Raw genomic sequence first — 24013 nt, forward strand, 5'->3', positions numbered from 1 at the left:
GGTGCCGGCCGCGGCGCGCGAGGCCGACGCCGAGGAGATGCGGGCGATCTTCGGCGCCTTCCAGCGTGGTCTGGACCGCGGCCGCAGGGGACTGCCCACGGCCGCCGCCCCCGAGGCGGCCACCCGTGAACCGGACGCACCGCACACCCACGCCGACGAAGGGACGGACACCGACGATGCACGGTGACGACCAGACCCCCGCGAACCGGGCCACGCCGGCCGGTGCCCCCGGCACCGGCCTCGGCTGGCTGCTCGACGACCTGGTGGCCCGCACCGACCATGTCCGCCAGGCCGTGCTGCTCACCGCCGACGGCCTGCCCCTGAGCCGGTCGGAGGGCATGCCGGACCAGGACGTCGAGCACCTGGCCGCCGTCTGCTCCGGCTTCCACGGGCTGGCCGGCTCGGTGGGGGAGCGGTTCGAGGCCGGCGAGGTCCGGCAGACCATGGTCATGCTGGAGGACGCGTACCTCTTCATCACCCCGGCCGGCCACGGCAGCCGGCTCGCCGTGCTGAGCGAGGCGGGCACCGACGTCGGACAGCTCGCCCACGAGATGGCCCTGCTGGTCCGCCGCCTCGGCCGCCACCTGGACGCCGCGACCCGCTCGGCCACCTGAACCCCGCGGTGAGCGACGAGCACTGGTACGAGGACGAGACCGGGTCGATGGTCCGCCCCTACACCGTGACCCGTGGCCGCGCCCGCCCCTCGGACGGGCACGCCGTCGACCTGATGGCCCGGGTCACCGCGACGGAGCCGGACGGCACGGCCCGGCCGGTCCTGGACCACGCCCCGGCGGCCCTGCTCGACCTGGTCCGGCGGGGCCCGCGCCCCGTGGCCGAACTGGCGGCGGACGCCGACCTGCCGCTCACCGTCGTCCGGGTCCTGCTCGGCGACCTGGCCGAGGCCGGCCTGGTCCGCATCGACGAACCGGGCCGCGACCCCGTCACCGGCCCCGCCGCCGACCCGGAACTGCTCCGGGAGATCGTGGAGCGGCTGCGCGAGCTCTAGGGCTTCCGCAACAGGCCCCGGCGCCGCGTCAGCCGAGGTCGCAGCCGGTCGCGACGCCCGGCGGGCACGCTGCGCGCGCCGGCCGGAAGTCCCGGCGCAACCAGTACGAGGGCTCCCGGCCGGCCGGGAGCACCCGGCACGCGTCTCACCGACGTCCCGCGGCAGCACGACTAGTGCTGCGACCGGAAGGGTTCACCGGCTCGCGGCGCCCGGCACGGCACCTCGCCGCGTCGTCGCATCACCCGAGTACGTCCGGTACGCGGACGATGCTCCGCCGTGCGATGCACCGCACCGGACGCCGCGAGCCTTCCGGCAGACCCTTCCGGTCACAGCACTAGAGCGCGGGCTGCCACGGCACGACGTGGAAGTCGCCCGTGCCCGGCCGCACCCGCTCGAACGGGGCCGACGAGACGCACCGGGGCAGGTTCCTCGGTCCGATGTCCTCGGTCAGCGCCCAGCTGTAGCCGAGCCGGTCGTGCCGGCCGGGGTCGTGGACGGTGACGCCGAGCCGCCTCCCCCTGGCGCCGGGCAGGTCCGTGTCGGTGATCACCCCCGAGACGACGGCGACCCTTCCCCCGGTGATCAGGCAGTCGACCTTCGCCCTGGCCCAGGCGCCCTTGCCGTGCAGGTGGTGACTGAACGCGAAGGTGCCGGTGGCCTTCGCCGGGGTCCTGGTGTCCTCGGCAGCGAGATGCGCGTCGAAGGTGAAGGTGATGTCGTCCCCGGCCGACCGGTACAGCTTGGCCGTGCCGGTGAGCGCGGCGGCCTCGTGCCGGTGGTGCTGCCGGGGGCCCGGGCGTCGCCGATCCGGCCCCTCCGGCGGTGATCAGCAGGGCGGCGGTGACGGAGGCGATCCTCGTACGACGCTGCATGACGGTCCTTTCCGCAGACCGGGTTCGTGAAGCGGACGCCCACCACTGTCCCGGCGGCGGGCCCCGCGCACATCGCTCCCGAGGTGGCGTCCCGCCTCCCCCGACCGGCGGGGAGCCCCGTGGTGACCTGCGTCCCCGGGGGGAGCCGGACTCCCCCGAGGGGTGCGCAACGAATCGCCGCCCGGGCCGCCCGCCACGCAACGAACCGCGCACCGGCGCGCAACGGCTCCTCCTTGTCCGGCCGAGCGCGCCGACCGTACCGTCTACATGGCCCTCCCACACGGCCCCCGACCCCCCTTCCCGGTGAGGACACGCATGCGCACCGCCCTGCTCCAGAGCTCCGGCCGCCCCGGCTCGATCGCCGAGAACCTCAAGGCTCTCGACGAGGCCGCGGGCCGGGCCGCCGCCGCGGGCGCCGCGCTGCTGGCCGCGCCGGAGCTGTTCCTCACCGGGTACGCGATCGGCGACGGCGTCGCCCGCCTCGCCGAGCCCGCCGACGGCGACTCCGCGGACGCCGTCGCCGAGATCGCCGGCCGGCACGGCCTGGCGATCGCCTACGGCTACCCCGAGCGCGACGGCGGGACCGTGTACAACTCCGCCCAGCTGATCTCCGCCGACGGCACCCGGCTCGCGAACTACCGCAAGACCCACCTCTTCGGCTGCTTCGAGCGGGACCACTTCACGCCCGGCGGGCAGCCGGTCGTCCAGGCCGAGCTGAACGGTCTGACCGTGGGCCTGATGATCTGCTACGACGTCGAGTTCCCGGAGAACGTACGGGCGCACGCCCTGGCCGGCACCGACCTCCTCGTGGTGCCGACGGCGCAGATGCACCCCTTCCAGTTCGTCGCCGAGTCCCTGGTGCCGGTGCGGGCCTGGGAGAACCAGATGTACGTGGCGTACGTCAACCGGGTCGGCCACGAGGGCGACTTCGAGTTCGTCGGCCTGTCGGTCCTGGCCGGCCCCGACGGCGTCGCCCGCGCCCGCGCCGGCCGTGAGGAGCAGCTCGTCCTCGCCGACGCCGACCCGCGTTTCCTGGCCGCCGCCCGCGAGGCCAACCCGTACCTGAAGGACCGCCGCCCCGGTCTGTACCGGTCCCTCGTCTGATCCCCGAGCCCTTCCAGAACCACCCCCGCGCAAGGAGTCCGTACCCCATGACGTCCACCGTGCCCAACGCCGTCGAGCACGCAGACGAGCAGCAGCCGCCGATCACCATGTTCGGCCCGGACTTCCCCTACGCCTACGACGACTTCCTCGCCCACCCGGCGGGCCTGGGCCAGATCCCGGCGACCGAGCACGGCACCGAGGTCGCCGTCATCGGCGGCGGCCTGTCCGGCGTGGTGGCCGCCTACGAGCTGATGAAGATGGGCCTCAAGCCCGTCGTCTACGAGGCCGACCAGCTCGGCGGCCGGCTGCGCACGGTCGGCTTCGAGGGCTGCGACGAGTCGCTGACCGCCGAGATGGGCGCGATGCGCTTCCCGCCGTCCTCCACCGCGCTCCAGCACTACATCGACCTGGTGGACCTCGAGACCAGGCCGTTCCCGAACCCGCTGGCCGAGGCCACCCCGTCCACCGTGGTGGACCTCAAGGGCGAGTCGCACTACGCCGAGACCGTCGACGACCTGCCCCAGGTGTACCGGGACGTCGCCGACGCCTGGAACAAGTGCCTGGAGGAGGGCGCCGACTTCTCCGACATGAACCGCGCGCTGCGCGAGCGGGACGTGCCGCGCATCCGTGAGATCTGGGCCAGGCTGGTGGAGAAGCTGGACAACCAGACCTTCTACGGCTTCCTCTGCGAATCCGAGGCCTTCAAGTCCTTCCGGCACCGGGAGATCTTCGGCCAGGTCGGCTTCGGCACCGGTGGCTGGGACACCGACTTCCCGAACTCCATCCTGGAGATCCTGCGCGTCGTCTACACCGAGGCCGACGACCACCACCGCGGCATCGTCGGCGGCTCCCAGCAGCTTCCGCTCCGGATGTGGGAGCGCGAGCCGGAGAAGATCGTCCACTGGCCGTACGGCACCTCGCTGAAGTCCCTGCACACGGACGGCGAGCCCCGCCCCGCCGTGACCCGGCTGCACCGCACCTCGGGCAACCGGATCACCGTCACCGACGCGAACGGCGACATCCGCACCTTCCGGGCGGCCGTCTTCACCGCCCAGTCCTGGATGCTGCTGTCGAAGATCGCCTGCGACGACTCGCTCTTCCCGATCGACCACTGGACGGCGATCGAGCGCACCCACTACATGGAGTCCAGCAAGCTCTTCGTCCCCGTCGACCGGCCGTTCTGGCTGGACAAGGCCGTCGACGACAAGGGCGAGCCGACGGGCCGGGACGTCATGTCGATGACGCTCACGGACCGCATGACGCGCGGTACCTACCTGCTGGACGACGGCCCGGACAAGCCGGCCGTGATCTGCCTGTCGTACACCTGGTGCGACGACAGCCTGAAGTGGCTGCCGCTGTCCGCGAACGAGCGGATGGAGGTCATGCTGAAGTCGCTCGGCGAGATCTACCCGAACGTCGACATCAGGAAGCACGTCATCGGCAACCCGGTGACCGTGTCCTGGGAGAACGAGCCCTACTTCATGGGCGCGTTCAAGGCCAACCTGCCCGGCCACTACCGTTACCAGCGGCGCCTGTTCACGCACTTCATGCAGGACCGGCTGCCCGAGGACAAGCGGGGCATCTTCCTCGCCGGTGACGACATCTCCTGGACGGCCGGCTGGGCCGAGGGCGCGATCCAGACCGCGCTGAACGCGGTCTGGGGCGTCATGCACCACCTCGGCGGCGAGACCGACCCGACCAACCCGGGCCCGGGCGACGTCTACGACGAGATCGCCCCGGTGGAACTGCCCGAGGACTGACCGGGTCCCAGGGGGAACACGCCGAGGCGCGGGCGGCCGGGCTCAGATCCCGGCCGCCCGCGCCTTCTCGAACACCTCGGCGGCGACGTCCTTGAGTTCCTGTGCGTCGCGCGGGGCGCTCTGCAGGTCCACCAGGATCTCGTCCAGGCCGATTCCGGCGTACCGGACCAGGTCCTCGACGATCTGGTCGGCGTCGCCCCGGAACGGCCGCCGGTCCTCGCCCGCGCGGGGCTCGGCCGAGTGGACCGCGTTGACCCGCAGCACGGTCCGGACGGGCTCCCGGCGGCCGCGTTCGGCGGCCAGGTCCCGCAGCTCGGCCCACTGGGCGGCGACCTGCTCGACGCCCGCGGCGACCGGCATCCAGCCGTCGGCGTGGTCCACCAGGCGCCGCAGCGCCCGCCCGCCGCTCGCCGCGAGCAGGATCGGGATCGGCCGGGCCGGCTTGGGGCCGACCACCGCGGAGGAGATCCGGGTGGTCGGGCCCTCGTGCACGACCGGGTCCGGCCCCCACACGGCCCGGCACACGTCGATCAGTTCGTCCAGCACCCGCCCGCGTTCGGCGAAGGGCCGCACGCCCGCCGCCGCGTACTCGTCGTGGGACCAGCCGGTGCCGAAACCGGCGATCACCCGGCCCCCGCTCGCCGCGTCCAGCGTGGCGAGGGCCCTCGCGAGCTGGAAGGGCAGGTGCAGCGGCGCGACCAGCACGCTGGAGCCCAGCTCGACGCGTTCGGTGACGGCCGCGGCCAGGGTCAGGGTGACCAGGGGTTCGGCGACGCCGCGGTAGGAGTCGGGCCAGGGGAGCCCCGGGACGCCGTACAGGCCCTGGCCGGCGGGTTCCGGGAACAGGGCGCGCTCGTACACCCAGAGGCTGTCGTATCCGATCCGCTCCGCCGCGCGCGCCACGTCGGGCACGTCCCTGCCCAGGTGGTACTGCCGGTTCTGCGGGAGGCCGAGGCCGAGCCGAGCGGTCATGTGCCGTGAACTCCTTCGCGGTCGATTCCGGGTCCAACCTACCGAGAACGGCGTGGAGTTCCAGGAGGCCCGGCGCAGGCGGGCCGAACGCCGCGGTTCAGTCGCCGTAGGGTGTCAGCAGCATCCGCCCGGCGAAGCCGACCGCCGCGTCCAGCCGTTCGGTGAACTCCCCGGCGAGGCCACCGCAGTGGCGCAGCGCCCACAGCGCCCGGGCCGCCGCCCAGGTGGCCTGCCGGGCCCGCTCCAGGCTCCAGGCGCCCACCAGGTGGGTGATCGGATCGGCGATCTGGAGCAGGTCGGGGCCGGGCATCAGATCTTCGCGGATGCGTTCCTCCAGCGAGGCGAGGAGGTCGCCCACACGGTCGAACTCGTCCTCCAGGTCGCCCGGTTCGCAGCCGAGGGTGCGGCAGGCGTCCACCACGGCGAGCGCCAGGTCGTGCCCGATGTGCGCGTTGATGCCCGCCAGCGCGAACTGCAGCGGCCGCACCCCGGGGTGGCGGCGGAACTGGAACAGGGGCCGCCAGCAGGCGGGTGGGCGGCGGTCCCGGGCCACCGCGTCGACCGCGGCCAGGTACCGCTCGGCGAACCGCACGTCCAGCGTGGCCGCCGCCCGCCGGTCCGCGAACACCCCCGCGTCCAGCCGCCGGCCGACCTCCTCGGTGACGGCGAGGTAGACGCGGTTGAACACGGCCACCCCGTCCCGCTCGGGCAGCTCCGCGTCGAGCGCGCGCATCCGGGCCAGGACGGCGTCGACGGGAGTGGTGAGATGTTCCAACTGCGCCATGGGGGAAGGGTCGCAGTCCTGGACCGGCCCGCGTGCCGACCGGCCCGGTGCTTCCCCGGAACGGGGGAACCTCGGCGGACGCGGCACCAGGGGCCGCCCCGTGGCCCCGGCGGATCGGCGCACGGCGCCGGACGCGGTGCGCCGCGAGGCGGAGGCCCTCCTCCTACCAGGGGCGTGTCGGCGCGGTCCGACGACGCGGCGAGGTGCCGTGGCGGCCGTCGTGCGCCCGCGGGGGAGCGCGGCGGCAGCCCGCGGCACTAGGACTCGGTGCGCCGACCGTTCTCGTCGTAGCTGGACGTGCCCTCGTCCAGCAGCGGCTCCTGCGTCCTGAAGTGGGCCGGCGCGAGGGCGCGCAGCGCGTGGTAGCCGGTGATGACGACCAGGGTGCCGAGCGCGATGCCGCTGAGCGAGAAGGTGTCGGTGAACGTCATGGTGACGTTGCCGACGCCGATGATGATGCCCGCGGCGGCCGGCACCAGGTTGAGCGGGTTGCGCAGGTCGACCTCGGCGTTGATCCAGATCTGCGCGCCGAGCAGGCCGATCATGCCGTAGAGGATGACGGTGATGCCGCCGAGCACCCCGCCCGGGATCGCGGCGACGACCGCGCCGAACTTCGGGCAGACGCCGAAGAGCAGTGCGAAGCAGGCCGCGGCCCAGTAGGCGGCGGTGGAGTAGACGCGGGTCGCGGCCATCACGCCGATGTTCTCGGAGTAGGTGGTGGTGGGCGGGCCGCCCACCGCGGTCGACAGCATCGATCCGACGCCGTCCGCGGAGATCGCCGTGCCGAGCTCGTCGTCCAGCGGATCCCCGGTCATCTCCCCCACCGCCTTGACGTGCCCGGCGTTCTCCGCGATCAGCGCGATGACGACGGGCAGCGCGACCAGGATCGCCGACCACTGGAACGAGGGGCCGTGGAAGGACGGCAGGCCGATCCAGTCGGCCCCGGAGACGCCGGACAGGTCGAGCCGCCAGTGGTCGGTGAGCCTGCCGCTCGCGTCCACCGAGTGGATCTTCCCGAAGATCCGGTCGAACGCCCAGGAGATCCCGTACCCGAGGACCAGTCCCAGGAAGATCGCGATCCGTGACCAGAAACCGCGCAGGCAGACGACCGCCAGTCCGGTGAACAGCATCACCAGCAGGGCCGTCCACTGGTCCTGCGGCCAGTACGTCGAGGCGGTCACCGGAGCCAGGTTGAAACCGATCAGCATCACGACCGCGCCGGTGACGACGGGCGGCATGGCGGCGTGGATGACCCGCGCGCCGAAGCGCCGCACCGCGAGGCCCACCAGGAACAGCACGGCGGCGACCACCAGGACCGCGCCGGTCACCGTGGCGCTCGTGCCGCCCTGCGCGCGGATGACCGCGGCCACCCCGACGAAGGACAGGGAGCAGCCCAGATAGCTCGGGACCCGTCCCCGGGTGGCGAGCAGGAAGATCACGGTCGCCACGCCCGACATCATGATCGCCAGATTCGGGTCCAGGCCCATGAGCACGGGGGCCACGAAGGAGGCTCCGAACATCGCCACCACGTGCTGGGCGCCCAGGCCCACCGTGCGTGGCCAGGAGAGCCGTTCGTCGGGGCGTACCACTGCTCCGGGCGCGGGCGTGCGCCCGTCACCGTGCAGCTTCCAGCGCACGCCGAGGTCCATGGTGGGGTTTCGCTTTCTCTGTACATGAGGACTTGCCACCCCATTGTCGGGGGTGGCCGGTGGCTCCACGCGCACCCCGTCCCGTTCCTCGGCCCGCGGTGGCGGCGCTGACCTGCGGTGACCCGGACATCCCTGCTGAGCGGTCGCTTAGTATGGAGGGGTCCCTGTCGTCCCCGTCCCCTCGCCCAGGAGCACCTCCGTGACCGCCGAAGCCCCGATAGCCCCCGCCGTCGCCCACGGCCGGCTGATCCCCGTCACCGTCCACGTCGACGACCTGGACGCGCTCGGGCTGCTGCACAACGCCCGCTACCCGCTGATGGTCGAGCGCGCCTGGACCGAACTGTGGAACGAGCACGGCGTCGGCTTCGACGGCGACTGGCACGCCGCCGGTGACGCCTGCAACGCCGTCCGCGAACTGAGCATCGGCTACGAGGCGCCGGTGACCCGGCCGGGCAGCTACGCCGTCCACCTCTGGCTGGAGCGGCTCGGCACGACGGGCCTCACCTACGGCTTCCGCTTCTGCTCGGCCGACGGCGCGCAGACCTACGCGCGCGGCACCCGGGTCCTGGTCCGGCTGGACGCGACGACGCTGCGCCCGGCGCCGTGGAGCGAGGCCTTCAGGGCCGTGGGCCGGGAACTTCTGCGACCCGCGGACTGACCCCGGTGCGGCCGCCGTGCTCCGCGGTGCGCAGCACTCCCGCGAACGCCGCGAGACCGCAGGCCAGGACGGTCACCACGCAGAACGACACCACCAGGCTGGTCGCCTGCGCCACCCCGCCGATCAGGCCGGGCGCGATCAGCCCCGAGGTGTACGTGATGGTCGCCACCCCCGCGATGGCCTGACCGGGGTGGGGGCCGGCGTGCCCGGCCGCCGCGAAGCACAGCGGTACGACCACGGCTATGCCGAGCCCCATCAGGGCGAACCCCGCCATCGCCGGGGCCGGTCGCCCGGCGAGCACGATCAGCACGCCGCCGAACCCGGCGAGCACCCCGCCGGCCCGCACGGTGCGAACCGCCCCGAAGCGGTTCACCACCGTGTCCCCGGCGATCCGGGCCACCGCCATGGTCAGCATGAACCCGGTCGTGCAGGCGGCCGCGACCCCGGCCGAGCCGTCCAGCCGGTCCCGCAGGAACACCGCCGACCAGTCCAGGCTGGCCCCCTCCGCGAACACCGCGCAGAACCCGACCGCGCCGATGAGCAGCGCCGAGCGGGGCGGCAGCGTGAACCGCGGGGGCGGCTCCTCGTCCTCGGCGGGATGCACGTCCAGTACGCCCGAGCAGGCCGCCAGGCCCAGCACGGTGAGGACGGCCGCGGCCAGCGCGAAGTGCAGCCGCGCGTCGGCGCCCAGGTGGGCGGCCAGCGTGCCGGCCGCCGAGCCGATCAGCGCCCCCGCGCTCCACATGCCGTGCAGGCCCGACATGACGGACCTGCCGAGCAGCCGCTCCACCTCGACCCCCAGGGCGTTCATCACGACGTCGGCCATGCCCGCGCTCGCGCCGTAGGCGAACATCGCCAGGCACAGCGTGTACATGTTCGGCGCGAGGGACGGCAGGACCAGCGACAGCGTCCACAGCGCGAGCAGCCCGCGCAGTGCCGTGCGGCTGCCGAGGGAGTGGCTGATGCGGCCCGCCGGCGGCATCGCGCAGGAGGCGCCGAACGCCGTGAAGGCCAGGGCGAAGCCGAGTTGCCCCGCGGTCAGCGAGGCATGTTCCTGCACCCAGGGCACCCGGGTGGCGAAGGAGCCGGTCACGGCGCCGTGCACGGCGAACACGGCCGCGACGGCGTACCGGGCGCGCCGCACGTCGTCACCTGCACCGCTCACGTCACCCATGTTCCGGTCCCTCCCCGGTTCCCCGCGGCGCCGTCACCGCTCCCGCGTAAACTATCAGGGACCCTTCCTGATAGGCAGTGGGCGATTCGGCCGCGCCCGTCTGCGAGGATGCCCGTCATGCCCGCATCACCGAGCACCGCCCGGGCCATCAACGACCGGCTCGCCCTGCGTCTGCTGCAGCGGGAAGGTCCGCTGACGGCAGGGCAGTTGAAGCAACTGACCGGACTGTCCCGGCCCACGGTCGCCGACCTCGTCGAACGGCTCGGCGCCTCCGGTCTGATCACCGTGGTGGGGGAGTCCGGCGAGCAGCGCCGCGGCCCGAACGCCCGGCTGTACGGCATCGTCGCCGACCGTGCCCACCTGGCCGCGCTCGACGTGCGCACCGAGGGCGTCCTCGTGCTGGTCTCCGACCTGGTGGGGCACGTGCTCGCCGAGCGGTCGGTGCCCATCGGCGGGGGCGGTGGGACCGGGTCCGCGGTGGAGCGGGTGGTGGCGGCGGTGGAGCGGACGGCCGAGGCGGCCGGGGGGCGGCGGCTGCACACCGTCGGGATCGGGGCGCCGGGCCTCGTCGACCCGGCCACCGGCGACCTCCGCGACTCCGGCGGACTGCCGGCCTGGCACCGCCGGCTGTCCGCGGCCCTCCAGGAGCGGCTGCCCGGGGCCCGGGTGACCGTGGAGAACGAGACCAACCTGGCCGCCCTGGCCGAGCAGCGCGAGGGTGCGGCCCGCGACCGGGACACCTTCGTCCTGCTCTGGCTCGGCCACGGCGTCGGCGCCGCGGTCGTCCTGGACGGAGCCCTGCGCCGCGGTGCCTCCGGTGGCACGGGGGAGATCGGCTTCCTGCCGCTCCCGGGCACCGCGGTCCTGCCGTCGGCGACGGACTGCGACGGCGGCTTCCACTCGCTGGTGGGAGCGGCGGCGATCGCCCGGCTGGCCGAGGAGCACGGTCTGCCGGGGGTGGAGCGGGCCGACGGGCCGGGCGTGGCGGTCGCGGTGCGGGCGGCCGTGGCGCGGGTGGCGCAGCCGCCCGCCGCAGGGTCCGGGACAGGTCCCGCCGAAGGCTTCCTCGACGCCCTGGCCGGTCGGATCGCCATCGGTACCGCCTCCGTCGTCGCCGTCCTCGACCCGGGCTGCGTGGTCCTCGGCGGGGAGATCGGGCAGGCCGGGGGAGCCGTGCTCGCCGAGCGCGTCGCCGAGCGGCTCCGCCGGATGTCCCCGTTGGCGACCGAGGTCCGGGCCGGCCGCCTGGGCGGTGGCGCGGTCCTGCGCGGCGCCCTGCTGACGGCCCGGGACCGGGCCCAGGACGAGTTGTTCGCCCCGGCCGGCCCTTAGGGCCGCTCGTTCGGACCGTGCCGGGCTCGCGGGGCCCGGCACGGTCCGAACGAAGGGCGCCGGGGCCCGGCGCCCCGGTCCCGCGGCCACCCGGATCGCGCCCGGGTGCTCTCCGTCCCCGCGGCGCCGGGTGCCTCCGCGCGAAGTGCCCCTCGTGCCTCGGGGCGGCGCGGACCCGTCGTGAGCGGCGGGTCCGCGCCGGACCTCGTCCGGCCTGGCGCGGCCCGGCGGCGGGCAAGGGCCGTCGTCACCACCGCCGGGCCCGCCCGCACCCTAAAAGGACTAGACCAGTAGGGTCAATGGTCCGGACCAATATGTCGCCGACGGGTGCCCGGGCGGGCGGCCTGTGAGTCACTCCACATCATTCACCCGCATGGACCCGTGCCGGTCGTGGCACACTGACCCTGTACCAGAAGCAGCGCACTCCGGGGTCGGTGAAAGTCCGAACCGGCGGTTACAGTCCGCGACCCGGTCGCTTCCAGCGGCCGGTTGACCAGGTGAAATTCCTGGACCGACGGTTAAAGTCCGGATGGGAGGCAGTGCGCGGCGGGCGGGCATGTTCTCATGCGCGTCGCCGTATCTGGACGCGTCCGCAGCTGGACGGGTCCCTGTTCGGCGTCGCCCCGGAGCTGTCCTCCCGTTCATTCTGTCGTCCTCGACAGGCCCCGGAGTCCGTGCCCCCATGAGGCAGGAGGACCCGGGAAGTGTTCACCGGAATCGTCGAAGAGCTGGGTGAGGTCACCGCCGTCGAGAATCTCGGCGACGCCTCCCGTTTCCGGCTCCGCGGCCCCGTCGTGACCGAGGGCGCGCAGCACGGCGACTCCATCGCCGTGAACGGGGTCTGTCTCACCGTCGTCGACCACGAGGGCGACGAGTTCACCGCCGACGTCATGGCCGAGACGCTGGACCGCTCCAGCCTGGGCGCGCTCGGTGTCGGCTCCCGCGTCAACCTCGAGCGCCCCACCGCGGTGGGCGCGCGCCTCGGCGGGCACATCGTGCAGGGGCACGTGGACGGCACCGGGCGGGTCCTGGAGCGCAAGCCGTCCGACAACTGGGAGATCGTGAAGGTCTCGCTGCCCGCCGACCTCGCCCGCTACGTCGTGGAGAAGGGCTCCATCACCGTCGACGGCATCAGCCTCACCGTCGTCGACGCGGGCGCCGACCACTTCACGGTGAGCCTCATCCCGACCACCCTCGCCCTGACGACGCTCGGCCACAAGCAGCCCGGCGACCCGGTCAACCTCGAGGTCGACGTCATCGCCAAGTACGTGGAGCGGCTGCTCGCGGCCGGACGGGGGGACGGCAAGTGAACTGGATGAACTCCGAGGCCTTCACCCTCCTCGGCCAGCACATCATCTGGTCCGACATGACCGGCAACCTCCTCGGCCTCATCGCCCTGGCCCTCGGCTGGCGCCGCTCGCTGTGGACCTGGCCCGTGCAGTTCCTGTCCGGCCTGGTCCTCTTCGGGGCCTTCTACGGCCACCTGGCCGGCAGCGCCGGCAAGCAGGCCGTCGTCATGGCGGTCGCGCTGTACGGCTGGTGGCAGTGGCAGCGCGGCAGGGACCGGGCCTCGGACGGGCACATCGCACCCCGGTTCGCGAGCTGGACCGAGCGCGCGGCGATACTCGCCGCCGCCGCTGCCGGCACCGTCGCCGTCGCTCTGCTCTTCAAGGCCCACCCGAACCTCTCCTGGGACCCCTGGCCGGACGCCTACATCTTCGTCGGCACCATCGCCGCCATGTACGCCCAGGCCAGGGGCATGGTCGAGTTCTGGATCGCCTGGCTGCTCGTCGACCTCGTCGGCGTGCCCCTCAACTTCGCCAACGGCTACGCCTTCTCCGGCTTCGTCTACGTCATCTACGGCGCGCTCGTCCTGTGGGGCATGCGCGACTGGTGGCTGCGCTCCCGCGAGGGCGCGCGGCCCGTTCTGGAAGGAGCGCCGGCATGACCTCGGCACCTCTGCTCCGCAGCACCGAACGCATCGAGGAATTCGGGCTCGACCCCGTCGAGCAGGCCATCGCCGACATCGCGGCCGGCCGCCCGATCGTGGTCGTCGACGACGAGGACCGGGAGAACGAGGGCGACCTCGTCGTCGCCGCCGAGAAGGCAACTCCCGAGATCGTCGCCTTCATGATGAGCGAGTGCCGGGGCCTGATCTGCGCCCCCATGGAGGGCTCCGAACTGGACCGGCTGCGGCTGCCGCAGATGGTCGAGGACAACACCGAGTCGATGAGGACCGCCTTCACCGTCTCCGTGGACGCCTCCGCCGCGCACGGCGTGAGCACCGGCATCTCGGCCGCCGATCGGGCCACCACGCTCCAACTCCTGGCGAGCGGCACCGCCGAGCCCACCGACCTGGTCCGCCCCGGCCATGTCTTCCCGCTGCGCGCCAGGCCGGGCGGTGTACTGACCCGCAACGGCCACACCGAGGCCGCCGTGGACCTCGCCCGGCTCGCCGGCCTGCGTCCGGCCGGCGCCATCGTGGAGATCGCCGGCGAGGACGGCCGGATGCTGCGGCTGCCCGAACTGATCCCGTTCGCCCGCAAGCACGGTCTGACGATCATCTCCATCGAGGACCTGATCGCCTACCGCCGCGACAGCGAGCCCACCGTCCGCCGCGAGGCCGAGACCCGCCTGCCCACCAGGCACGGCACCTTCACCGCCTACGGCTACCGCTCCACCGTCGACGGCGTCGAGCACGTCGCCCTCGTGCACGGCGACATCGGCGACGGCGAGGACGTCCTGGTCCGCGTCCACTCCGAATGCCTCACCGGCGACGTCTTCGCCTCCCTGCGCTGCGACTGCGGGCCCCAGCTCGACGCCGCCATGGAACGCATCCAGGCCGAGGGCCGGGGAGTCGTCGTCTACCTGCGCGGCCACGAGGGGCGCGGCATCGGCCTGCTGTCCAAGCTGCGCGCCTACCAACTGCAGGAGCAGGGGCACGACACCCTCGACGCCAACCTCGAACTCGGCCTGCCCGCCGACGCCCGCGACTACGGCGCCGGCGCGCGGATCCTCGCCGACCTCGGCGTGCGCGGCGTCCGCCTGATGACCAACAACCCGGACAAGACCGACGCGCTGCTGCGCCACGGCCTGGAGGTCACCGGCCGCGAGCCGATGCCCGTCCAGGCGGGCGAGCACAACCTCCGGTACCTGCGCACCAAGCGGGACCGGATGGGACACGACCTGCCCTGGCTGGACACGCCGGCCGTGGCCGCCTCCGCGGCCTCGCCCGCGTCCACCTGCGGCAACCAGTAAGAGAACAGCACTGAGGAGAGATGTGAGCGGCAAGGGTGCACCGGAGCTGTCCGTACGGGGCGCGAGCGATCTCAGGGTCGCCGTCATCGCGGCCCAGTGGCACGACGAGGTGATGGACGGTCTGGTGAACGGCGCCCTGCGCGCCCTGCACGACCTCGGGATCGACGAGCCGACCCTGATCAGGGTCCCGGGCAGCTTCGAGCTCCCGGTCGCCGCCAAGGCCCTCGCGGGCCGCGGCTACGACGCGGTGGTCGCCCTCGGCGTCGTCATCCGCGGCGGAACCCCCCACTTCGACTATGTGTGCCAGGGGGTCACCCAGGGCCTCACCCAGGTCTCCGTCGAGACCGGCGTGCCGGTCGGCTTCGGCGTGCTCACCTGCGACACCGAGGAGCAGGCCCTGGACCGGGCCGGTATCGAGGGCTCCAGCGAGGACAAGGGGCACGAGGCCGTCACCGCGGCGGTCGCCACCGCGGTCACGCTCCGCTCGGTATCCGAACCCTGGCACTGAGCAGCCGCCCGTACCGCGTAGGGTGGGCACCACCATGTCCAAGAAGACTTTCGAGGAGCTCTTCACCGAGCTCCAGCACAAGGCCGCCCAGGGCGATCCCGCCACTTCCCGCACCGCAGAGCTGGTCGGCAAGGGGGTCCATGCCATCGGCAAGAAGGTCGTCGAGGAGGCCGCCGAGGTCTGGATGGCCGCCGAGTACGAGGGCAAGGAAGCGGCGGCCGAGGAGATCTCGCAGCTCCTCTACCACGTCCAGGTGATGATGGTGGCCCGCGGCATCTCCCTGGACGACGTCTACGCCCACCTCTGAGCCGTGCCCGCTCGCGGCCCCGCTCCCCTCGCACACACCTGAACGCACCTGAACGCAAAGGAAGCCGACCACATGCTGCGCATCGCCGTCCCCAACAAGGGTTCCCTGTCCGGCCCTGCGGCGGACATGCTGCATGAGGCCGGCTACCAGCAGCGCCGGGAGTCCAAGGAACTGCGGGTCGTCGACCCGGTGAACGAGGTCGAGTTCTTCTACCTCCGTCCCCGTGACATCGCGATCTACGTGTCCTCCGGCCGGCTCGACATCGGCATCACGGGGCGCGACCTGCTGGTCGACTCCGGCGCTGACGCCGAGGAGATCCTGCCGCTCGGGTTCGCCCGCTCCACGTTCCGCTTCGCCGCCCGGCCCGGCACCGCGACGGGCGTGGCGGACCTCAAGGGCCGGACGGTCGCCACCTCCTACGAGGGCATCGTCGCCGGGCACCTCGCCGACAGCGGCGTCGACGCCTCCGTCGTCCACCTGGACGGCGCCGTCGAGACCGCCATCGAGCTGGGCGTCGCCGAGGTCATCGCCGACGTCGTGGAGACCGGGACCAGCCTGCGCAACGCGGGGCTGGAGGTCTTCGGCGAGCCCATCATGAAGTCCGAGGCCGTCGTCATCCGCCGTACCGGCGCCGACGGCGAGGAGCCCAAGGTCCAGCAGTTCCTGCGCCGCCTCCAGGGCGTCCTGGTCGCCCGGACGTACGTCATGATGGACTACGACTGCCGCGTCGAGCAGCTCGAGAAGGCCGTCGCGCTCACCCCCGGCCTGGAGTCGCCGACGGTCTCCCCGCTGCACAACGAGGGCTGGGTCGCCGTCCGCGCCATGGTCCCCGCCAAGGAGGCCCAGCGGATCATGGACGATCTCTACGAGATCGGCGCCCGCGCCATCCTGACCACGGCCATCCACGCCTGCCGCCTCTGAGGGGTGCGCGAACAGATGTCCGAGCTTCCCACTCTCCCCGTGACCTTCCGGCCGGGGCGCACACGAGTGATCCTGCTCACCGCCGGGGTGGCGATCTTCCTGGTCATCTCAGGTGTCGCCATGCTGCTGGACCTCGGTCCGGGGGAGCGGGCCAGCTTCTTCGTCACCGGCGCGCTCATCTTCTGGGCGCTCGCCCAGCTCGCCCGGGTCAGGGTGGTCGCCGACGACTCCGGCGTCACCGTGGTCAACATCGCGAGCAAACGGCGCCTGGCCTGGGCGGAAATCCTTCAGGTGAACCTCCGTCCGGGCGATCCCTGGGTGTTCCTCAACCTCAGCGACGGCACCAGCCTGCCCGCGCTCGGCATCCAGCCGGGTCTCGCCAAGCAGCGTGCCATCGCCGACGCGCGGGCACTCCGGGCGCTCGTCGAGGACCGCTCCGCGGCGCCGGCCGGCGAAGATCAGGGATGAATCGGTGACGTCCGCCGTGCCACACCGGGCCGTGTCTTGACTAATCTGTGAGGTGGAGGCGTTTCGTCGCGCCTCCGCCCCTGTGGCGCCGCGCCCGGTGCGCAGGGGTTCCTGCTACCCGAGGAGTGAACCCCTCCGGCGATGGACGGATCGTCCTGTAGTACCTGCGCCGCCCCCTCCCCCCACCACATGGAGGCGGCGGCATCATGACCACCCCCTTGCTGCTCCTCGCGGCGGCCTTCCTGCTGATCCTGGCCAACGGCTTCTTCGTGGCGGCCGAGTTCGGCCTGGTGACGGTCGAGCGCCCGGACGCCGAGCGGGCCGCCGCCGACGGCGACAAGCGCGCCGGCACGGTCGTCGAGTCACTGAAGGAGCTCTCCTTCCAGCTCTCCGGCACCCAGCTCGGCATCACCATCACCTCCCTGGTCGTCGGCATGCTCGCCGAACCGGCCCTGGCCGCGCTGCTGCGCGGCCCGTTCACCGCGGTCGGCGTCCCCCGGGGCGCCGTCTCCGGTGTGGCCGTGGTCACCGGCATGCTGCTGGCCTCCGCGATCCAGATGGTGATCGGCGAACTCGTGCCCAAGAACTGGGCGGTGTCGCGGCCCCTGCAGGTCGCGCGCTTCGTCGCGGGCCCCCAGCACCTCTTCTCCCGGCTGTTCCGCCCGGTGATCTCCGCGCTGAACACGGTCGCCAACCGGCTGGTGCGCGCCCTCGGCGTCGAGCCCGCCGACGAACTGGCATCCGCCCGCACCCCGGGCGAACTGGTCTCCCTGGCCCGGCACTCGGCACAGGCCGGCGCCCTGGAACAGGACACGGCCGACCTGTTCGTACGCACCCTGTCCCTGGGCGAGCTGACCGCGCAGCACGTCATGACCCCCCGGGTCAAGGTCAGTGCCCTGCAGGACTCGGCCACCGCCGAGGACGTGGTCAACCTGACCCGGGCCACCGGGCTGTCCCGCTTCCCCGTCTACCGGGAGAAGATCGACGACGTGGTCGGCATGGCCCACCTCAAGGACGCGCTGGCGGTCCCCGTGAACGACCGGCTGCGGACCCCGGTCGGCCGTATCGCGCGCAGGGCGCTGCTCGTGCCCGAGACGCTGCCCGTCCAGCCCCTCCTCGCCCGGCTGCGCAGCGAGCAGCCGATCGCGGTCGTCGTGGACGAGTACGGCGGGACGGCCGGTGTGGTCACCCTGGAGGACATCGTCGAGGAGCTCGTCGGCGAGGTCCGCGACGAGCACGACGCCAAGGACGCGCCGGAGCTGGCACCCGCCCCGGCGGAGGACGGCCGGCCCGCCTGGGACGTGGACGGCGGCTGCCGTGTCGACGTCCTGAAGCGCATCGGACTGGACGTGCCCGAGGGGCCGTACGAGACCGTCGCCGGACTCGTCGCCGACCTGCTCGGCCGCATCCCGGCCCCCGGTGACCGCGCCGAACTCCCCGGCTGGCGGCTGTCCGTGCGCCGGGTGGGCCACTACCGGGCCGAACGGGTCCGCCTGGTCCGCACGGCCCCGGCCGTGAACGTCATGGAGGCCGTCCGATGAGCGTCCTCCAACTGGTCTTCGCCGGGCTGCTCGTGCTCGCCAACGGCTTCTTCGTCGGTGCCGAGTTCGCGCTCGTCTCCGTCCGCCGCAGCCAGATCGAACCGCTGGGCACGGCCCGGGCCCGCCAGGTGCTGTACGGCCTGGAGCGGTTGCCGCAGATGATGGCAGCCGCCCAGTTCGGCATCACCGTCTGCTCGCTGACCCTCGGCGCGGTCGCCGAGCCCACCGTCGCGCACCTGCTGGAGCCGGTCTTCGAGTGGATCCACCTGCCGGACGGCGTGATCCACCCGCTCGGCTACGTCATCGCCCTCGCGGCGGTGGTCTTCTTCCACCTCGTCATCGGCGAGATGGTGCCGAAGAACCTCGCGATGGCGGCCCCCGAGAAGGCCGCGCTGTGGCTCAGCCCGGGACTGGTCGCCTTCGCCCGGCTGTGCCGGCCCATCACGGTGGCCCTCGGCGCCTGCGCCCAGGGCGTTCTGCGGCTCTTCCGGGTCGAGCCCAAGGACGAGGTCGAGGCCGTCGTCACCAGCGAGCAGCTCAACCGCCTGCTGGAGGACTCCGGCCAGGCGGGCCTGCTGGACCCCGAGGAGCAGGAGCGTCTGGAGGACGCGCTGGAGCTGGGCTCCCGCCCGGTGACGGACGTCCTGCTGCGGCGCGAGTCCCTGATCACCGTGCCGCCGTCGGTCACCCCGGGCGAGATCGTCCAGCTCACGGCCCGCACGGGCTACTCCCGCTTCCCGGTCGCGGCGGCGGACAAGGGCCCCTTCATGGGGTACGTCCACGTGAAGGACGTCCTGGACCTGGAGGACTCCGACCGGGCCGTCCCGCAGCACGTGTGGCGCCCCATGACCACGCTCCGCTCGGAACTCCCGCTCGACGACGCCCTGACGGTCATGCGCCGGGCCGCCACCCACCTGGCCCAGGTCGCGGACGCCTCGGGCCGGATCCTGGGTCTGGTGGCCCTGGAGGACGTCCTGGAACTGCTGGTCGGCGAGGTCCGCGACCCGGCCCACCGCAGACTCCCGGACGTCAAGCTCGCCGAGCCGCGAGCCACCGGGAACCCGGAACAGGCCTTGGCCTGACCGCGTCGGCGCCCACCCGCCCACCCGGCGGGTGGGCGCGGACGCCTTCGGCCCCTGCGTCGCGGAAGAAGCCCGGCCGGGCCGACAGCGCCCCCGCGCCCCCGGCCGACACCGTTCACCGGCGCCCGGTGCCGTCTGAGCCGGTTCGCCCCGGCGCGGGGGCCCGGCGGGCACTCTCGCCGCACCGGCCCGCGAGCCCGAGTACATCCGCTGCGAGGGCTTCCGGCCGGCACGCCGGGACCACACCCACCGGACGCCGCTCCTCGACGGGCAGACCTTGGCCGGCGCGGCGCTAGTGCTGTGACCGGAAGGGTCTGCCGGAAGGCTCGCGGCGTCCGGTGCGGTGCATCGCAAGGCGGAGCGTCGTCCGCGTACCGGACGTACTCGGGTGATGCGACGACGCGGCGAGGTGCCGTGCCGGACGCCGCGAGCCGGTGAACCTTTCCGGTCACAGCACTAGAGAGCCGACGGATCCTGCGGCCCCCGCCCCGACAGCACCTCCCCGTACGCCTGCATCAGATCGGGCAGCCGCAACGTCGCGAGGTCCCCCCGGGACAGTGCCCCGGGATACCCCGACAACCGCAGATCCCGGTAGGCACAGCTCTTCTCGTACAGCGTCCGCAGGAACCGGCCGTTCCCCAGCTCGTCGATCCATCCCTGGTCGACCACGTGCCCCGCGATGGACCGCAGTTCCTCCAGCGCCTCCTCGTCCCACTGGTCCCCGTTGTCCGCCGCGAGCACCTTGCCGATCTCGGTGAGCTCCAGCGGCCGGTAGGAGGGGAAGTCGACGCGTGTGGTGAACCGGGAGGAGAGCCCCGGGTTCGCGGTGAGGAGCCGGTCCATGCCCTCCGGATGGCCGGCCAGGATCACCACCAGGTGGTCCCGGTTGTCCTCGGCCCGCTTCAGCAGCACCTGAAGCGCCTCGTCCCCGTACGCGTCCCCCTTGCCGTACCCCGAGTTGGACAGCGAGTGCGCCTCGTCCACGAACAGCACCCCGCCGATCGCGGAGTCGATCAGCTCGTTGGCCTTCACGGCCGTCTGCCCCAGGTACTCCCCGACCAGGTCGGCCCGCTGCGCCTCCACCAGATGGTCGCCACCGAGCAGCCCCAGCGCGTAGAACACGCGCCCCAGGATCCGCGCGACCGTGGTCTTGCCCGTCCCCGGGGGACCGGAGAACACGAAGTGCCGCTTGGGCGGTTGCACCGGCAGCCCCTGCCCGGCGCGCAGCCGTGCCATGTTGAGCTGCGCGGACAGCGCCTTGACCTGGCGCTTGACCGGCTCGAGCCCCACCATCCGCTCCAGCTCGGCGAGCGCCTCCTCGAGCAGCGCGGGATCGGTCGGCCCGGCCGGCAGGACGGACGAGGGCACCCCGCTCCTGACCCGCACCACCCGGTCGGAGACCGACGGCAGCGGCCCCGTGGGCAGGTCCGGTTCCGTGAGCCGCAGATCGCGGCCCTCCGTGCCGAAGAGCGGATCGAGCGTGTCCGGCCCGTCCATGGCGTCCGCCCCGGCACCGGTCAGGGTGAGAGCCGCGAAGTCGGCGGGGTCGTCGTACCCGTCGCCCTCGGCGATCGCGGCCAGCCGGGCGGAGGTGTCCATGAAGGCCGGATCGATCCGGTGCACCGCCCGGTACAGGGGGAGCGCGGCGGCGCTGCGCCCGGTGCCCTCGTGCGCCCGCGCCAGCCAGTACCGCAGCTCCTTGCGCTGCGGCTGCTCGCTGCGGCAGCGCATCAGGGCCGCCGCGAGCAGCGGCTCGGCCTGGCCGAACATCTCCAGGCGGACCCGGGCCATGCCGCCGAAGAGACCCGCCTCGATGCCGAGCAGGGGGTCGTCCACCAGCGGGTCGGTGTGCCGCACGAGCTGGTCCCAGTCCTTGACCAGGTAGGCGCGGCAGGCGTGCAGGAAGCGGACCTGGGGGTCGGTGTCCACCGGGGGGAGCCCGGCGAGAGCCCGGTCCAGCTCGGGCACGTGCCGGCCGTCCAGCCAGTGCGAGGCGTGCGCCAGCAGCAGATCACGCGGGCTCTCCAGCACCGGCTGCACCCACCATCCCAGCCAGTACCAGGAGTTGAGGGTGCGGCGGTGCCGGGCGCGCTGCTCCCCGAAGCGCTCCCGGTGCCGGAACATCCTCAGCAGCGCGGTGGTCGTGTCCACCCGCAGCGCGTGCAGTCCGAGCCAGGCGTCCGCCATCCCCGGGTCCATCCGGACCGCGACGCGGAACTCCTCCTCCGCCTGGGGATAGGCGCCCATCGTGTAGGCGTCCACACCTCGCAGCCAGGCGAGGTCGGCCGGGGCCTCGGGGCCCTGCATGCCGAAGTCCATCCCGTCCCCCACAGACCGTGCCCCCGTTGGTTCACCGCCGGGCAGTCGCCCGACGGCCGCCGCGCACGAACCGCTGTGCCGCGGACCGGAGTTGCAGGTGCGCGAGGCAGTCGCCCGAAGGTCGCACCGATGGCATCGTACCCGTGCGGCGACCGCCTGCCGAAGGGTGCCGCACGGCCCGTTCGGTGAGGTGGAAGCAGACGGGGCGCACAGGAAGGGGTGACCCAGGGTGAGCGTTTCGGTGCGCGAGTGAGCCGGGAGAGTGCTCCGCGGGCAGAACGAAGCCCCCGGTCACGGGGGAACAACCGGGGGCTTCGCGTCGTCGGGCGGCTCCCGAGGGCCGCACATTCAGAACGTAAGACCTGCACGGCTCCCCGGTCAAGCAATCGTGGAGCAGTCAAGGAAGTTCCGCCGCAGGGGTCTTGGTGCGCTCACCGCACCGCGGACACATCGTCACCGTGAGTGACATCCTGGCCCGGTCCTGAGATGCCCGCCGGTCCCGTCAGCACCTCGTATCCCTCCGGTGTCTGCCGCACCAGGAGATCCGCGTGGGGGCGCGAGGGGTCGGCGGCGAAGTGCGCGCGCTCCGCCTCGACCCACCCGGACCAGAACGCGCGCTGCTCGTCCCCGTCCCGCAGTCTGCCGCGCGCCCAGGACTCCTCCCGCGGCAGTTCCATCCACAGCAGCCGCGCCAGACGCGGCCGCAGTGCCCGGCGTCCGGCGCCGACTCCCTCGATGACGACCACGGGCGCGGGCGGCAGCGGCCGCGGCGGGCCGAACGCCCGGGCGTGCCAGTCGTAGGGGGTGTACCGGGCGCTCTCGCCCCGGGCCAGCGGGCCGATCACCTGCGACTCCAGCCGCTCGGTCCAGTCGAAGAGCCGCTCGTGGCTGGCGATGTCGTCCAGGTGCAGCACCGGCGCCCCGCCCAGCGCGGCGGCCAGCCGCCCGGCGAAGGTGGTCTTCCCGGAGCCCGCGTGCCCGTCGACGGCGATCAGCCGGACCGGCCCCAGTGAGGGGGGCAGCCCACGCAGTCGGACGGCGAGATCGTGAATGGCGATTCCCGAGGTGTGATGCGGTGTGGGGGTGTTTTCCGGAATCAGTGTAGTTGCGGCGGCCGGCACGGGTGCCGTTGGGGCGCGCCCGGATCCCGGAGCGGCGAGAAAACGTCGCTTCTTGAACCACTGGCTGAGCGCCGGTCAATCCAAGGGATTATGTATCCAAATTCGTTGACCGATATGCGAAATTCTGCGTGCCAGGCGCACCGACCGCTGAGTAAGGTGCCTCCTGCGTGAGTGCGGCGCATCACAACGGGGACGGACAGGAGAACATGGCCGCGGAGTTATTCGAAGGGCAGTATGTGTGGCATCCGGCGGCCGACGACCGCGTCCTGGCGCGCGTATGCGTCGATGTGCGCGCCGGCCGATATCGAAGCGCCGGCGAGGCCCTCGCCGAGACGCGTTCCGACTTCGCCCTGCGCGCCCACCGCTCGCTCGTGCTGGCCTCCGAGGCGGCCGGCACCGACCTCGTGGAACGCTGGCTGGCCGAGGAACCCACACCCGAGGCGGCACTGCTGTGGGCCCGGGTGGCCGTGCAGCGGGCGATGCGCGCCGCGGACTCGCGCGACGAACGGGCCGAGGCGCTGGAGCGGATAGCGCTCACCGCCTGCGACCGGGCCGCCGCGCTGACCCCCGGTGACCCCACTCCCTGGGTCGCCAAGCTCACCATGGCCCGGCTGCACCGGCTGCGCGATCCGGCCCCGCAGGGTCTGCTCACCGCACCGCCCGGCCCATGGCGGTTGTTCGCGCACGTCCTGTCCCTGGACCCGTGGCACCGCGAGGGCCACCACCGCTTCCTGTCCTGCTTCTTCACCCGCTACGGCGGCTCGGTCAACGCTGCCTGGGACGTGGCCGCCTTCCTCAGCCAGCGCGCGCCCGCGGACTCCCCCCTGCGGCTGCTGCCGCTGGTCGCCCTGGTCGAGAGCTACAACCCGACCCAGTTGCTCGCCGACCGGGTCTGGGAGCAGCCCCAGTGGCGCTCCACCGCGCTCGCGGTCTACCACAACTGGCTGCCCTCCGTGGCCGGCTATCGCTTCACCCCGGTGCTCGACCTGGCCTACCTCGCGCACGCGCTGGTCATGGCCCAGTGCGGGTTCGAGGCCCGGGCGGTGTTCACGGCGATGGGCCCGTACGCCTCGCGCATGCCCTGGAGCGCCTTCGGCGAGCCCGCCGAACAGCTCTCCCGGGCCCGGCGCGGCTGCGGTCTGCCCGTCCCGGGACCCGCCTGACCCGCACCTGCTCC

Annotated in this window: 24 protein-coding genes and 1 riboswitch; of the genes, 17 read left to right on the forward strand and 7 right to left on the reverse strand. The window is 73.0% G+C overall.

Annotated features, from left to right (window positions below; translation table 11 throughout):
* The 3 genes from MXD57_RS21815 to MXD57_RS21825 form a co-directional block, all read left to right on the forward strand.
* Positions 1 to 187 (forward strand): hypothetical protein (locus MXD57_RS21815; RefSeq protein ID WP_250403437.1); only part of this gene is annotated, 187 nt, incomplete at its 5' end.
* Positions 177 to 614 (forward strand): roadblock/LC7 domain-containing protein, encoded by a 438-nt coding sequence (locus tag MXD57_RS21820; RefSeq protein ID WP_250403438.1) that lies wholly within the window; start codon positions 177 to 179, stop codon positions 612 to 614. The genes MXD57_RS21815 and MXD57_RS21820, both read left to right, overlap by 11 nt.
* Before the next feature lie 8 nt (positions 615 to 622).
* Positions 623 to 1006, forward strand: coding sequence for a DUF742 domain-containing protein (locus tag MXD57_RS21825; RefSeq protein ID WP_250403439.1), 384 nt, complete (start codon positions 623 to 625; stop codon positions 1004 to 1006).
* A 334-nt stretch (positions 1007 to 1340) separates the two neighbouring features.
* Here MXD57_RS21825 and MXD57_RS21830 read toward each other — a convergent pair whose 3' ends face one another.
* On the reverse strand, positions 1341 to 1556 hold the full coding sequence (locus tag MXD57_RS21830; protein ID WP_250403440.1) for a hypothetical protein: 216 nt from the start codon (positions 1554 to 1556) through the stop codon (positions 1341 to 1343).
* 637 nt (positions 1557 to 2193) lie between these two features.
* Between MXD57_RS21830 and MXD57_RS21835 the strand changes: the two genes are divergently transcribed.
* Positions 2194 to 2982, forward strand: a complete 789-nt coding sequence (locus MXD57_RS21835; RefSeq protein ID WP_250403441.1) for a carbon-nitrogen hydrolase family protein — start codon at positions 2194 to 2196, stop codon at positions 2980 to 2982.
* Positions 2983 to 3029: 47 nt separating this feature from the next.
* Entirely contained in the window at positions 3030 to 4742 is a 1713-nt protein-coding gene (locus tag MXD57_RS21840; RefSeq protein ID WP_250403442.1) for a flavin monoamine oxidase family protein, read from the forward strand.
* Positions 4743 to 4784: 42 nt separating this feature from the next.
* Here the strand turns inward: MXD57_RS21840 and MXD57_RS21845 are convergent, their stop codons facing one another.
* The 3 genes from MXD57_RS21845 to MXD57_RS21855 all read right to left on the reverse strand — a co-directional run bounded on the left by MXD57_RS21845 (position 4785) and on the right by MXD57_RS21855 (position 8147).
* Positions 4785 to 5714, reverse strand: a complete 930-nt coding sequence (locus MXD57_RS21845; RefSeq protein WP_250403443.1) for an LLM class F420-dependent oxidoreductase — start codon at positions 5712 to 5714, stop codon at positions 4785 to 4787.
* A gap of 97 nt (positions 5715 to 5811) precedes the next feature.
* Entirely contained in the window at positions 5812 to 6498 is a 687-nt protein-coding gene (locus MXD57_RS21850) for a DUF5995 family protein (RefSeq protein ID WP_250403444.1), read from the reverse strand.
* 257 nt (positions 6499 to 6755) lie between these two features.
* On the reverse strand, positions 6756 to 8147 hold the full coding sequence (locus MXD57_RS21855; protein WP_250403445.1) for a uracil-xanthine permease family protein: 1392 nt from the start codon (positions 8145 to 8147) through the stop codon (positions 6756 to 6758).
* Between the two features lie 199 nt (positions 8148 to 8346).
* Here MXD57_RS21855 and MXD57_RS21860 point away from each other — a divergent pair, with 199 nt between their 5' ends.
* Positions 8347 to 8805 (forward strand): acyl-CoA thioesterase, encoded by a 459-nt coding sequence (locus tag MXD57_RS21860; protein WP_250403446.1) that lies wholly within the window; start codon positions 8347 to 8349, stop codon positions 8803 to 8805.
* Here the strand turns inward: MXD57_RS21860 and MXD57_RS21865 are convergent.
* Positions 8765 to 9979, reverse strand: coding sequence for an MFS transporter (locus tag MXD57_RS21865; protein ID WP_250403447.1), 1215 nt, complete (start codon positions 9977 to 9979; stop codon positions 8765 to 8767). The two genes, MXD57_RS21860 and MXD57_RS21865, sit on opposite strands and share 41 nt — an antisense overlap.
* A gap of 117 nt (positions 9980 to 10096) precedes the next feature.
* Between MXD57_RS21865 and MXD57_RS21870 the strand changes: the two genes are divergently transcribed.
* The 10 genes from MXD57_RS21870 (at position 10097) to MXD57_RS21915 (ending at position 19396) form a co-directional block, all read left to right on the forward strand.
* Positions 10097 to 11311: an ROK family transcriptional regulator gene (locus MXD57_RS21870; RefSeq protein WP_250403448.1), complete on the forward strand. Its 1215-nt coding sequence runs from the start codon at positions 10097 to 10099 to the stop codon at positions 11309 to 11311.
* A 416-nt stretch (positions 11312 to 11727) separates the two neighbouring features.
* A riboswitch (FMN riboswitch) is annotated at positions 11728 to 11858 on the forward strand.
* Positions 11859 to 12015: 157 nt separating this feature from the next.
* Positions 12016 to 12621, forward strand: a complete 606-nt coding sequence (locus MXD57_RS21875) for a riboflavin synthase (protein WP_250403449.1) — start codon at positions 12016 to 12018, stop codon at positions 12619 to 12621.
* Positions 12618 to 13259 (forward strand): nicotinamide mononucleotide transporter family protein, encoded by a 642-nt coding sequence (locus tag MXD57_RS21880; protein ID WP_250403450.1) that lies wholly within the window; start codon positions 12618 to 12620, stop codon positions 13257 to 13259. Before MXD57_RS21875 ends, MXD57_RS21880 begins: the two co-directional genes overlap by 4 nt.
* Entirely contained in the window at positions 13256 to 14569 is a 1314-nt protein-coding gene (locus tag MXD57_RS21885; protein WP_250403451.1) for a bifunctional 3,4-dihydroxy-2-butanone-4-phosphate synthase/GTP cyclohydrolase II, read from the forward strand. Before MXD57_RS21880 ends, MXD57_RS21885 begins: the two co-directional genes overlap by 4 nt.
* A 22-nt stretch (positions 14570 to 14591) precedes the next feature.
* Positions 14592 to 15077, forward strand: a complete 486-nt coding sequence (gene ribH / locus MXD57_RS21890) for a 6,7-dimethyl-8-ribityllumazine synthase (protein WP_250403452.1) — start codon at positions 14592 to 14594, stop codon at positions 15075 to 15077.
* Positions 15078 to 15111: 34 nt separating this feature from the next.
* Positions 15112 to 15384: a phosphoribosyl-ATP diphosphatase gene (locus MXD57_RS21895; RefSeq protein ID WP_019983911.1), complete on the forward strand. Its 273-nt coding sequence runs from the start codon at positions 15112 to 15114 to the stop codon at positions 15382 to 15384.
* A gap of 72 nt (positions 15385 to 15456) precedes the next feature.
* Positions 15457 to 16305 carry an ATP phosphoribosyltransferase gene (hisG, locus tag MXD57_RS21900; RefSeq protein ID WP_250403453.1) on the forward strand — a complete coding sequence of 283 codons (849 nt, stop codon included), beginning with the start codon at positions 15457 to 15459 and terminating at the stop codon, positions 16303 to 16305.
* 15 nt (positions 16306 to 16320) lie between these two features.
* Positions 16321 to 16773 (forward strand): PH domain-containing protein, encoded by a 453-nt coding sequence (locus tag MXD57_RS21905; RefSeq protein ID WP_250403454.1) that lies wholly within the window; start codon positions 16321 to 16323, stop codon positions 16771 to 16773.
* Positions 16774 to 16979: 206 nt separating this feature from the next.
* Complete coding sequence (locus MXD57_RS21910; protein WP_250403455.1) at positions 16980 to 18314, forward strand: hemolysin family protein; 1335 nt, start codon at positions 16980 to 16982, stop codon at positions 18312 to 18314.
* On the forward strand, positions 18311 to 19396 hold the full coding sequence (locus MXD57_RS21915) for a hemolysin family protein (protein ID WP_250403456.1): 1086 nt from the start codon (positions 18311 to 18313) through the stop codon (positions 19394 to 19396). The genes MXD57_RS21910 and MXD57_RS21915 overlap by 4 nt, the downstream gene beginning before the upstream one ends.
* 456 nt (positions 19397 to 19852) lie before the next feature.
* On the opposite strand, the gene MXD57_RS21920 is transcribed toward MXD57_RS21915, so the two are convergent.
* Both MXD57_RS21920 and MXD57_RS21925 read right to left on the reverse strand, forming a co-directional pair.
* Positions 19853 to 21715: an AAA family ATPase gene (locus tag MXD57_RS21920; RefSeq protein WP_250403457.1), complete on the reverse strand. Its 1863-nt coding sequence runs from the start codon at positions 21713 to 21715 to the stop codon at positions 19853 to 19855.
* Positions 21716 to 22146: 431 nt separating this feature from the next.
* Positions 22147 to 22767 carry a uridine kinase family protein gene (locus MXD57_RS21925; RefSeq protein WP_250403501.1) on the reverse strand — a complete coding sequence of 207 codons (621 nt, stop codon included), beginning with the start codon at positions 22765 to 22767 and terminating at the stop codon, positions 22147 to 22149.
* Positions 22768 to 23042: 275 nt separating this feature from the next.
* Between MXD57_RS21925 and MXD57_RS21930 the strand changes: the two genes are divergently transcribed.
* Positions 23043 to 23999, forward strand: coding sequence for a hypothetical protein (locus MXD57_RS21930; RefSeq protein WP_250403502.1), 957 nt, complete (start codon positions 23043 to 23045; stop codon positions 23997 to 23999).
* Positions 24000 to 24013: the final 14 nt, after the last annotated feature.

The sequence above is a fragment of the Streptomyces cellostaticus genome (assembly GCF_023630175.1).
GTDB classification, from domain to species: domain Bacteria; phylum Actinomycetota; class Actinomycetes; order Streptomycetales; family Streptomycetaceae; genus Streptomyces; species Streptomyces cellostaticus_A.